Origin of the sequence: Dickeya oryzae (assembly GCF_009372235.1) — a bacterium.
GTDB lineage: Bacteria > Pseudomonadota > Gammaproteobacteria > Enterobacterales > Enterobacteriaceae > Dickeya > Dickeya oryzae.
Window position 1 is genome coordinate 261902 of sequence record NZ_ML762922.1, and the last position, 10400, is coordinate 272301.

The following is a 10400-nucleotide window of genomic DNA, read 5'->3' on the forward strand; positions in this document are numbered from 1 at the left end:
GGTTAAATATCGTGCGATTAGAGGCGTTTTTTATCGCTTAAAAACATTTTTTGCATAGTCATAGCAATGCTGTTCTGTACAAAAAATAGTTACGGGACACACCCTAGAGTTTATATCGATCTGTCCCTCGAACCACCAAGGAACTAGAGAACCACCTAGGGGGGTCAGTTGCTTCAGCGAACTAAAGGACGTATCAGGCTGACACCACCAAGGCTGACACGCTGCATTTACGCTTACACATGAAAGCGGTAACCAACTCATTCCTATTGTTTGAGGTGACTTATTAACGGTAACTATTTAATGGTAATCACCCTCAATAAGCACTACCAAGCATTAAGGAGTGACTATCATGTTCCAGCAGAACACTAATCTCGTTCCTGAACGTCGTATCCTGCGTCGGGCTGAAGTTGAAGCCAAAACAGGCTTTAAAAGAGCACACATTTACAACCTGATGAAGGAGGGGAAGTTTCCCAAAGCTCTGCACCTCGGCGTCCGCGCAGTCGGATGGGACTCTGCCGAAATCGATCAGTGGATCACTGATCGTCTCAAAGAACGCGCCTAACTGCTCCCAGTCACTCGTTACCAGGAGCAGGCTATGCAGGTGATTTCTGTTATTTCGACAAACGGTGACGTGGGTAAAACAGCCCTTACTGCCAACTCAGGAAGTTTCGTTGCTGATGCCAGATTGCGCGTACTTCCGCTCAATCTGGATATGCAGCCTACGCTGTCCTCTTACTATGAGAGGATCAGCCACGCCCCTAGCGGCATCGATGAACGGCTGGCTTTCAACATGCAGGATCTACGCACAGTCCTGTTGGAGCTGGAATTACTGACGTGGCAGCAAGCTATTTCGCCAGTCACGCCAGAAACACTCGCTGCTCAGGAGTTGAGTCTGGGCCCCGTGCAACTGGTCGCGGACATCGCACCTTACCGCAACCTGGGCATGACACCTTCACCGCTACATCTGCTGATCAATCGCGTACTGGCAGTGTCGTCCAATCAAAAAACCTTAAACCTGATTTTGCAGGAGCAAGCGGACATTCACATTCTGGACACAGAGATACCAGTAATGAAGCCTTTCCTCATGCAACAACTCTCTGCCTGCAAGCGCATCGCGTTGATACGTACCAGACACGTTCTGCACGAGAAATCATGTGTAACCTGGCAACAGAGTTGTTGCCCCAGTGGCATGAGCCGTTCATACAGGTCACAGGAAAAACCAGCGGAGGGCATGCCCATGTCAACTGCCCGTGAATTGGCTCGAGGCCACAAGCAGTTACTACCACTGATCGAATACGCACTGAAAGAAGGATGGGGGGTTGTGTGTACCTCTGGTGGGCATTTGAAGTTCACCAAGCCTGGTATGCCACCGATTTTCACCGGCTCGACAGCCAGCGACTACTGTGCTGGGCGTAATACGCGCGCCTTACTACGGCGAACACGGCACCAGTTTGCTACTGACGAATCCTCTCCTAAAAAGTGAGGCCGCTATGCCTGACATTTCCGTACAAGACCTTGCCGGCAAACTACTGAGCGAAGGCTTCACGAGCAAAGTACAGATTGCCGAGGTGTTGAGCGCACCTGTTGCAGAAACAGCGATGATTGTCACGCTCGACGAACTATCACCCTATGAGTTCAATCCACGCCTGACCCGTAACCCGCTCTACGACGAGATCAAAGCCTCAATACGCGAGCGTGGGCTAGACTCACCGCCCACCATCACCCAGCGTCCAGGGGCAAAGGGCTATATCATTCGCACCGGAGGCAATACCAGACTCTCGATCCTGCGCGAGCTCTGGACGGAGACCAGGGATGAACGCTTCTTCCGCATTCCCTGTCTGTTTCGCCCATGGCCGGAACGTGGTGACATCATCACATTGACAGGGCATCTGGCTGAGGACGAGCTGCACGGTGGTTTGTCATTTATTGAACGTGCTCTGGGCGTCAATAAAGCACGAGAACTCTATGAGCAAGAGGCAGGAAAAGCACTGTCACAGTCAGAACTGGCCCGGCGTCTCAAAGCCGATGGCTACCCCATCTCCCAGCCTCATATCAGCCGCATGCAAGAAGCCATTCAATACTTGCTCCCGGCCATCCCTACGGTTCTTTATGCGGGCCTAGGAAGGCATCAGGTTGAACAATTGACCAGCCTGCGACGCGCTGCTGAACGAGCCTGGTCTGCTTGCGGCACCAATGCGCACCATCACATCGACTTCACCACCTTATTCCAGGATGTATTGGTAATGTTCGACAGTACGCCGGAAAATTTCACTGTCCAGCGTGTACAAGATGAGTTGATCGGACAAATGGCCGATCTGCTGGAGATGGAATACGACACGTTGGCATTCGAGATCACCGACTCCGACCGACGCTGGCAGTTACTCAGTAACGAAGCACCATTGGCTGAATCCGGAGTATCGACCCTACAAGGTAAACCACCACTATCAGCAGCGAAGCACGAAGCCATATCTGGGCCCACACAGTTCAGTGACGCCGTTTCACCAACAAGCAACAAGAAGTCTGCACCATCTGCGTCACCCCCAACTGAACCTGTTAGTCACCCCCCACAAGGTAAATCAGCAACAGAAAACGGCGGACATGCCGCCCAGTTGCAACAGCATGTTGTTTCTCCGGCAAGCACAACCAAACGACTACAGTCGATCCAGCGCCTGGTCGCCGACCATACCGGCGAGACATTGCCGGATTTCGAACGCAATGTCTTGCAATCCATTCCTATCCAAGCCGACAGCCTGTATCCGATCACCGATATCTGGTACATCGAAACAGCACTCAATGAGCCAGCTCGACTACGCACCCATATCGCACAGTTTGCAGCCGAAATCGCTCACGAAGTCGGCGCAAAAGATGCCATTGAACCATACGAAAACGGCATCGGATTCAGTTGTCAGTACGCCGATGATAGAGTCAACACAAACACATCAGCACCAATGGCGCTGGCGCTACTGCACGCTCTGAGTACCCCCTATCTGCCTGCTACACATCCTATTTCAGATACCACATCTATGATGTCGTTCGGGCAACTCGGGTATTTGTTGCAGGGGATACCGGACGCGAGCAATGACGCAAACGCTGCACCGCAGCGGCTCAATGACAGTGCGCTGGTAAAGCTGTTCCGATTGCTGCGGCTGGCACGTCGGCTGATCGACATGGAGAACGGCAGACAAGATGACAACGACGGCATGTCCGGATCATGAGGAGCACAACCATGACCGGTCCACACCCTCTCAACCAGGCTGTCATCGCGCAAGCCCTGCATGATTTGCGCAATGGTCAACTACGCAAAGCCAAATCCATGGGATTTGATGACACTGACCTCGATGCACTGAAGCATCCTGCCATGGCCAGCGTGCTGGCCAACGCCAACGTATCCTGGTGTTCGGTAGTGGTTAATCGTGATGTGCTGCGTCGGCTGCTGCATCAGGTTGATGATGTCACCGAAGAGATTGCCAAAACAGATCGGCTACTGCGCCTGGGTGCAAGCACCGAACTTATCAGCAAATTCTTCGGACTCACCCATCAGGAAATCGCGTTACGTCGTAGCGTCCTCGGACTACCCAAAAGAAAAGGACGCCATCCCGTTATGACCGAAGAACAGGATACCGATCTGTGGCATCGATGGGCTGCTGCGATGAAATCACAGCAAGTGGCGCTCAATGACGATATGCATATGCTGGGTATCGCAGCGGATCTCGCCGAGGCTACAGATCTGCCGCTATCCGTTATCTGGAGCGCCATACGCGGATGGATTGATGAAGGACAAACCTGATGACAGGAGGCCAGCCACACACAAACGGCCCCATCCGGCTGAATGAGCTGTTCGACCAGGCTTTCGCCCATCTGCAACCGCAATCTGCGAAATCGGTTCAATCCACCTCATCGCCTGCGGCAACTGATGGTTTCCTTTTCAGCGGCAATCACCACGACAGTGTGCCACGGGCACTGCTGATGGACAGGCGGCTAACCCCGCTTGAACGTAACGGCTGGCAAGTTTTCCGGCTGATGCTCGCAGAGGATGGCATCACCGCGATGCCGACGTACGATCAGCTCGCTCCATGGCTCGCCTCCATGCCGTGCGCTGCCAGAGCGTCTCACGAAACGGTTGCACGCACCCTGACTATGCTGCGCCTGACCCGATGGATCAGCCTGGTCAGGCGCAGACGCGATCCACGCACAGGCCGCATTCTGGGTAACCTCTATGTACTACACGATGACCCGCTCACTTCCTATGAGGCAATCCAGCTTGACGCCGACTACCTGGCTCTGGTCAGCCAGTCGCTGACGCATACCAGCAAATCCATCCAGCGCGTTGGCGTGTATACACTACGAGAAATATCCCAGGACCCGATGCTCAGTGGTCAGGTACTGCCGACCCGATTACAGGTTCTGGCACAACGTCTGGCCGCTCAGGGCTGGAGCATGGAGTCAGGTTACCCACAGGATATGAACGATTGCGATTCCGAAGAAGGGACAACACCCCTTCTTCGGAATGATGGCGGCCAGACTTCGGATTCCGAAGCTGGCCTGAGAGCCCGCGACATCAACACACTTCGGAATCCGAAGAGCATCAGTACAGTACATACAAAAGAAAATAATAAAAAAATACTTACAGTACCGCGCGCGCAAGGGCTCAGGATGCTTCGTTTACCTGAGCGCTTTATGGCACTTAGGGTTGAGCAGCAATCCGGTGCTCTCACCGCATTACAGTCGGTTGAACCAACGCTGCACCAGGCAGTCCTCGACGAATGGGATGCCCGATGCACGACAACTACCATTCGCAACCCTACTGGCTATCTGTTCGGCATCATCCAGAAAGCCCTGCGCGACGACTTCCGAGCCTGGGCAGGGCAGAAGGACAACACCCAAAAAACGCTCGCCGCCAAACCTCATGACGTCCCCACGCCACCACGGCCATCTACGGTGAACAGAGATGTCGCGCTGGCACATCTGGCGCGGTTGCGCAAATTGCTGGATACCCCCTGAGCTCGATATATCCATGAGCATCCATGGTCGTCTATACCCGGGGTATAGCTGCACACACAGCCTTCCATTGCCAGGCATCCGGCTCTTCGCAAAACAGGCTGACCACCAGTGCGGTTTCATGACTGACGGTCTTCCTGTTGCAGCCGAAGCTGACGACTCGTTTCACTACAGAGAATCATCACTATGGCCAGCGAAAACCGTGCCACTGAATCTTTGCAATTGAATCTGGGGTCATTGCGCAGTGCGATGTCACTGACGTTGCATACTCACCACGCATCACGAATCTGGCACGGCCGCGCAGCAACAGAAGGCAAACCCGGCATCGTCGGCCTGAACGGATTTGTCTCCATCATGAACAAGCTCAAGCGAGGTGCCGAGCAGGACGATCCCTACTCCGACTGGTGGATGCTGTGCATCGAAGACAAGCTGGCGCTCACCAAAGAACAGCTCCAGATCTTACGCCAACAAGTGGATCAGGCACTGGCTGACGTACCTCCCGCGCTAAGCCTTGGTGAAAACATGAACGTGCAACCCGTCAGACTACCGCTGTTTGTATCCTCGCAACTGGGCTTTATGGCGGTCTATTTACTGGCCGACTACGACGATCTTGCGCGTCGCCTAATCCTGGCTCACCACACTGCACTGATCGACCGTTCAACCCTCGAACGCTGGCTCAATGACGGAGCCCATGCCCTGCGCAGTCTCTTCAGCCTGGCACAGCAATACCGTTACTCCGGTACCCGGCGCGACGACTTCGCCGCCAACAATGCCGCGGCCCGAGCCGCAGTAGAAAAGTTCGGAGAGCTGCCGCAGGACGTGCTCGAAGGCACGCGTCGTTCACGCTTCGCACCGCCCTTGATCCGACGTGGGCAAGCGAACACAGCCCAATCAAGCACCACTAATCAGACACCATCACCAGTGAACGAGGCTGCTAATACCCCTGCCGATGACAGTGAAAACCCGACAGAAGGTGCAAAAGATAGTGAGGGTGACCACGTATGATCACATTAACTCGCTTCACCATGCTGGAACACACCACCTTCCAGCAGTTGGAACATGCAGGCTACCTAAAAGGCCTTTTAAAACCTTTTAAAGGTAAAGGGGCACTCGATGACTGGGCCAGCCAATGTGAGGCATTACGCAACAACGTGATCGTGCTGGCACAGCGGCAAGTTCTGGCGCAGGCACGCAGCCACCCCTTCAACCTGCTACCGGTACAACTGGCCCAGCAAGCCACTGGCGCAGGCACCACCTTTCTGCGCTGGCGCAACCTCGACCGTAGCAGCATGGGTGTGGCGTTGTGGCAGGAGATGATGGCCAACCCAGCCACGCCGCCTGGACTCATCGACGATTTGTACGCAATCGAAACCCAGCGGGCTGTGCTGAATATGCAGATTAGCCTGTTGCACACACTCGCACGCCAAGCCAGAGACTGCGCCAGCAAGCTGGCCGATGCCGACGACGCTTATCTGCGCCGGACAGGCCATCAGGCAGAGCTGAACCATCCCCCCCCAAAGGGAGCCACATGAAATTTCAAGCATCGGCACAACGCCGTTGACTGTTTCCGCCTGCATCGTCTTTTACGGAAGATCTGAAAAAATTCAAAGCCGGATCCGCCAATGCTGTCGACCTAAGGTATCTCGTTTGAATGTCAGACTTTTTTCCTGAATTGATGTAATGTACTTAGGATTAATCTGACTGCTTACATGCAAAGGGATCGATCAGAATGGCTGCTAGGCAAAATATCCCAGCGCAATTGCGCTTGAAGGAAATACAGATTCAGAGCCTAAAAGGGATTTCTAACTGCACCATCACATTTCCTGCTGACAAAAAAGTCACTGCCATCATGGGGATGAACGGATCCGGAAAGTCGACAATCATTCATGCCCTTGCCTGCTGCTACAAACCGCGTAATGCTACCTCGAAAGAAAACAACCGGTTCTCTGATTTCTTTACTCCTCACGATGATAACAACTGGCGTGACAGTGGTTTTACAGCCCATTTTTTTGCAGGAGCGCTGAACAATCAGGGCAACAGGATTATGTTTGTTCCCACGCCTGCACCCGATGATATTTTTATCCAGCTATATTCTAAAGTCAGCCGCTGGCAGCCGGTGTATGCACGTCGGCCCGTCAAGGAGTCCATATATCTCGGGCTACAGACACTCGGAACGTTATCTGATGATCTCGCTGCGTCCCGTCATGCAAGGTATACCAGCCATGTCTTCGAACCCGCACATATTAAACAAAAAATACTGGATTCAATGTGTCGAGTTCTTGAGGCTAATTACTCAGATTTAATGATCTGTACTACGCAGAAAGGCTATACCTTTTATAAGTTTACCAAAAACGGTATCTCCTATACCGAACACACTATGGGGGCGGGGGAGAAGCGTGTATTTGAAGTGCTGAAAGCCGTACATGACCCCTCCATTCGGCCAAATGGATTGCTTCTTATTGACGAACTCGATGTTCTGCTCCATGAGAAAGCCTTTAAAAAGCTGGTTACTGAGCTGATCGAAATAGCGGAAGAATCTCTACTTGAAATTGTTTTTTCAACGCACAGAGAATCTATCATTCAGTTCAAGAGAGTGATCAATATTGTCAGTATTTTTAATATGGGCACTGGGATCCGAGCATTTCCTGGAGTATCAGCTGATGCGCTGCGTCAGCTGACCGATATTCAGCCTGAAATGGTCAATGTTTTTGTTGAAGATGAACTGGCACGTACGGCCATTAATGTGCTTCTAGAGCGAGAGGCGTTGACCGATAAGGTCGATGTTCAAATTTTCGGCGCTGCAGAAAACTCTGCTGTCGTACTTGCGGGGCTTTTGCTTTCCGGCAGAGACATTGGAAAGGTTATGTGTGTGCTGGATGGCGATGTGTATCGTGATGAACAGGAAAAGCTGAAAATCATTCAGAAGTGCCTGACAGGAACGGATACAGTGAAACAACAACAACGTCGAGACGTTCTGAGCAGGATCTTTGAGTTTACTCTTCAGTCATTTCCTCAAAAAGGTGCCCCGGAACATAATCATAAATGTTGGTTTGAGGCGATTGATCCGGCAGCTATCGCGAAGGAAGAGTATGCTGAATACATGAAACTCAAGCAGTTTTCCATGTCGATTAACGGGCTGGCAGACTGGCATGATTACTACGACAAGCTGAATCAGCTGGCACGAAAAACCAACATTGAACATACCATTCTAAGCTATATCAGCAAATACTCCCCGACGTGGAATAATTATATTTCAGCGGTCCGTCGGGAGATTATCAACCGGGCTGCCGAACTAGAATGAGGATATACAGGGCAGCACTTTTGTTGCCCTGCTGCAGTACTTCTCTGCCGTACGGTTTTACTCTTCCTCCAGATCGCAGTGACTGCAATGCTCTTCCATTCGGTAACCGCCGCATTCGCACGGCTCCATAGGAACAAACCCACCCTCCTTGCTGTAGTAACAAGTATGGCAAAGGCAGGCCCCTGCCCTGTACTTTGGTACGTAGATCACTGAATACCAGTTGCACTCTGGGCACTGCTGAAAATTACATACCTGCAGGTCGGTCAGCCTGAAATCACAACAGATACAATGTGAGCTGACTGGGTAGCTCTCACCGGCGTAGACAATAAAGTGCGACCAGTTTTCGCAGGCGGGACAAAGTGCCAGCACATATTCCTCTGGTGTGGTGATCCCCATAAACCGAGCCTCCAGATCAATAAATTGTCTGCGCACAGCAGAGTCCCAGGAATTATGCGTTTCATCGGCCTGCAGCAGAATGAACGCTGGTCGAAAGATTAGCCGGTACAATTCAGCCAGCTGCATCGCCAGACTTTCCGGACTGACTTCCAGAGCAAAATGCTGAAGGTTATTCCTCATCTGCGCTACAGCACTCATCAGTTGAAGTCCGGAATCCGAAAAATCACTCCGGTGATGCGTTTTTACAAGGTCGCACAGCTCGCTAATCTTCACGGACTGGCACCGGTGCAGTTCGCTTTCTGTGGGAAATGCTGGATCTTTGCAATGCCTTTTCAGGGACATTGGTGTGAAAATCCTTTCAGTTCCCTGACGCGAAACGACAGCCTTCAGCAACAACTCTGCCGCCTGAAAGAGATTAAGCAGGCACTGTTTGTAATCACGTCGGTTCTGGCTTTCCCGGGATTTACTGAAATACTCAAGCCCGGTTTCTACTGAGTCCAGCGCATTTTCCAGTAAAGTAAAACGCACCATATCAGAGATCCCCGTACAGGCAGCGCAGCCCGGTCAGGGCGTCCGCCAGCGGTCCGGTATCTGCAGCCACGGTCAGTTGGCTGACCAGTGAATCAAAGGCCTCTGCCGGCAGAAAAATTCTTAATCCGTCGATACCGAAGAACCCTTCTTCTGTGACGTGTCCGGGTGGGGAGAACATGACGCGCTCGCCCTGATGGCCGTGCGCCAGCGCATCCGGATGACGGGCATACAGCGTGAACAGGCCCAGCAGTTCGGAGAAGGCTTCCCAGCCATACGGCACCACGAAGTCCTGCCCGGTGATTATCAGGTGTAGTCGCGGCGTGTCATACCATGCTCCAGGACGCTGACCTGGATGCTGACCGTCAACACGCAAATCGAGGCGCAGCGTGCCGGCCTCAAGAGTTTGTACAATAGCCGGAATAACCGGTCGCAAGTCCTGTGCCAGTGCAGCAGCCTTTTCTCCAGTCCAGCCCAGCCCACGCAGAACCAGCGGAAAAATGTCTTTCAGACGCGGCAGGGTGAAAATCTCAGCCAGCCGGCTGTCGGGAACGTCCGCCAGTTCAAAACAGTTGCTCTCCATCGGACGTAGGAGGCACTCAGCATACATCTGATCAACGACCGGGCGCAGTTCCGCCAGGAACCGGTCAAACTCCTCCGTCCAGTTCTCACCGGCCAGCCGGAAGATCCCCCTCAGGTAGGGAGCGTCCACCGGACGGTCAAGTGCCACCTGCCAGGCCAGCAGATCGCGGGTGATATCCAGCAGCGTGCGCAGGGCCGGGAGGATCGCCAACCTACCCTGCCCGCGCAGAAAGGCCTCCCGGGCGTAAGTCAGCATGAAGCGCAGCTCATCGCGGGAGACCGGGGCGGTGCCGAAGGTCTGGCCAAGAATAATATGCCGGTACAGCTGCCGGACCGTGGCCTCCGGATCGGCAATCAGTTGAAAATATCCGTCACCGGCGGCGGCCGTTTTCAGACCGTCATCAAGGAAACGTTCGGCCAGGGCGTTGACCGAGGTATTTTCGCGACCGGCACGCACTTTCAACGCCTCTATCAGCTTTTTATGAAAACGCAGGTTAAGCTGGCTAAGCATCATTGTTCCTTTCATCTTTGTTTTAATTTTAATGCTAGCATAGCACTCAACGATTAAGCTATTTATTGAAGTGATGATAAATAA

General features: G+C 52.8%; 10 protein-coding genes. 8 read left to right on the forward strand and 2 right to left on the reverse strand.

Annotated features, from left to right (window positions below):
• The first annotated feature begins 349 nt into the window (after positions 1-349).
• The 8 genes from FAZ14_RS08560 to FAZ14_RS08600 all read left to right on the forward strand — a co-directional run bounded on the left by FAZ14_RS08560 (position 350) and on the right by FAZ14_RS08600 (position 8299).
• Positions 350-562, forward strand: coding sequence for an AlpA family transcriptional regulator (locus tag FAZ14_RS08560; protein ID WP_019844476.1), 213 nt, complete (start codon positions 350-352; stop codon positions 560-562).
• Positions 563-595: 33 nt separating this feature from the next.
• Positions 596-1483, forward strand: coding sequence for a nucleotide-binding protein (locus FAZ14_RS08565; RefSeq protein WP_438908003.1), 888 nt, complete (start codon positions 596-598; stop codon positions 1481-1483).
• A gap of 7 nt (positions 1484-1490) precedes the next feature.
• A complete protein-coding gene (locus FAZ14_RS08575; RefSeq protein WP_153508355.1) occupies positions 1491-3215 on the forward strand; it encodes a ParB family protein in 1725 nt (574 codons plus the stop codon).
• A gap of 11 nt (positions 3216-3226) precedes the next feature.
• Positions 3227-3787 (forward strand): DUF2857 domain-containing protein, encoded by a 561-nt coding sequence (locus FAZ14_RS08580; RefSeq protein WP_102801111.1) that lies wholly within the window; start codon positions 3227-3229, stop codon positions 3785-3787.
• Positions 3787-5001, forward strand: coding sequence for an STY4528 family pathogenicity island replication protein (locus tag FAZ14_RS08585; protein ID WP_153508356.1), 1215 nt, complete (start codon positions 3787-3789; stop codon positions 4999-5001). The genes FAZ14_RS08580 and FAZ14_RS08585 overlap by 1 nt, the downstream gene beginning before the upstream one ends.
• Positions 5002-5184: 183 nt before the next feature.
• Positions 5185-6003, forward strand: coding sequence for a PFL_4669 family integrating conjugative element protein (locus tag FAZ14_RS08590; protein ID WP_153508357.1), 819 nt, complete (start codon positions 5185-5187; stop codon positions 6001-6003).
• Entirely contained in the window at positions 6000-6530 is a 531-nt protein-coding gene (locus FAZ14_RS08595; protein WP_153508358.1) for a DUF3158 family protein, read from the forward strand. The genes FAZ14_RS08590 and FAZ14_RS08595 overlap by 4 nt, the downstream gene beginning before the upstream one ends.
• Positions 6531-6727: 197 nt before the next feature.
• Positions 6728-8299 (forward strand): AAA family ATPase, encoded by a 1572-nt coding sequence (locus tag FAZ14_RS08600; protein WP_153508359.1) that lies wholly within the window; start codon positions 6728-6730, stop codon positions 8297-8299.
• 57 nt (positions 8300-8356) lie between these two features.
• Here the strand turns inward: FAZ14_RS08600 and FAZ14_RS08605 are convergent, their stop codons facing one another.
• Both FAZ14_RS08605 and FAZ14_RS08610 read right to left on the reverse strand, forming a co-directional pair.
• Positions 8357-9226 (reverse strand): hypothetical protein, encoded by an 870-nt coding sequence (locus tag FAZ14_RS08605; RefSeq protein WP_153508360.1) that lies wholly within the window; start codon positions 9224-9226, stop codon positions 8357-8359.
• 1 nt (position 9227) lies between these two features.
• Positions 9228-10316: a transcriptional regulator gene (locus tag FAZ14_RS08610; protein ID WP_153508403.1), complete on the reverse strand. Its 1089-nt coding sequence runs from the start codon at positions 10314-10316 to the stop codon at positions 9228-9230.
• Between the last annotated feature and the right edge of the window lie 84 nt (positions 10317-10400).

Bases quoted from the DNA above. Each gene is read 5' to 3' on its own strand.
- FAZ14_RS08560 (WP_019844476.1), top strand. From the start codon at position 350: ATGTTCCAGCAGAACACTAATCTCGTTCCTGAACGTCGTATCCTGCGT.
- FAZ14_RS08565 (WP_438908003.1), top strand. From the start codon at position 596: ATGCAGGTGATTTCTGTTATTTCGACAAACGGTGACGTGGGTAAAACA.
- FAZ14_RS08575 (WP_153508355.1), top strand. From the start codon at position 1,491: ATGCCTGACATTTCCGTACAAGACCTTGCCGGCAAACTACTGAGCGAA.
- FAZ14_RS08580 (WP_102801111.1), top strand. From the start codon at position 3,227: ATGACCGGTCCACACCCTCTCAACCAGGCTGTCATCGCGCAAGCCCTG.
- FAZ14_RS08585 (WP_153508356.1), top strand. From the start codon at position 3,787: ATGACAGGAGGCCAGCCACACACAAACGGCCCCATCCGGCTGAATGAG.
- FAZ14_RS08590 (WP_153508357.1), top strand. From the start codon at position 5,185: ATGGCCAGCGAAAACCGTGCCACTGAATCTTTGCAATTGAATCTGGGG.
- FAZ14_RS08595 (WP_153508358.1), top strand. From the start codon at position 6,000: ATGATCACATTAACTCGCTTCACCATGCTGGAACACACCACCTTCCAG.
- FAZ14_RS08600 (WP_153508359.1), top strand. From the start codon at position 6,728: ATGGCTGCTAGGCAAAATATCCCAGCGCAATTGCGCTTGAAGGAAATA.
- FAZ14_RS08605 (WP_153508360.1), bottom strand. From the start codon at position 9,226: ATGGTGCGTTTTACTTTACTGGAAAATGCGCTGGACTCAGTAGAAACC.
- FAZ14_RS08610 (WP_153508403.1), bottom strand. From the start codon at position 10,316: ATGCTTAGCCAGCTTAACCTGCGTTTTCATAAAAAGCTGATAGAGGCG.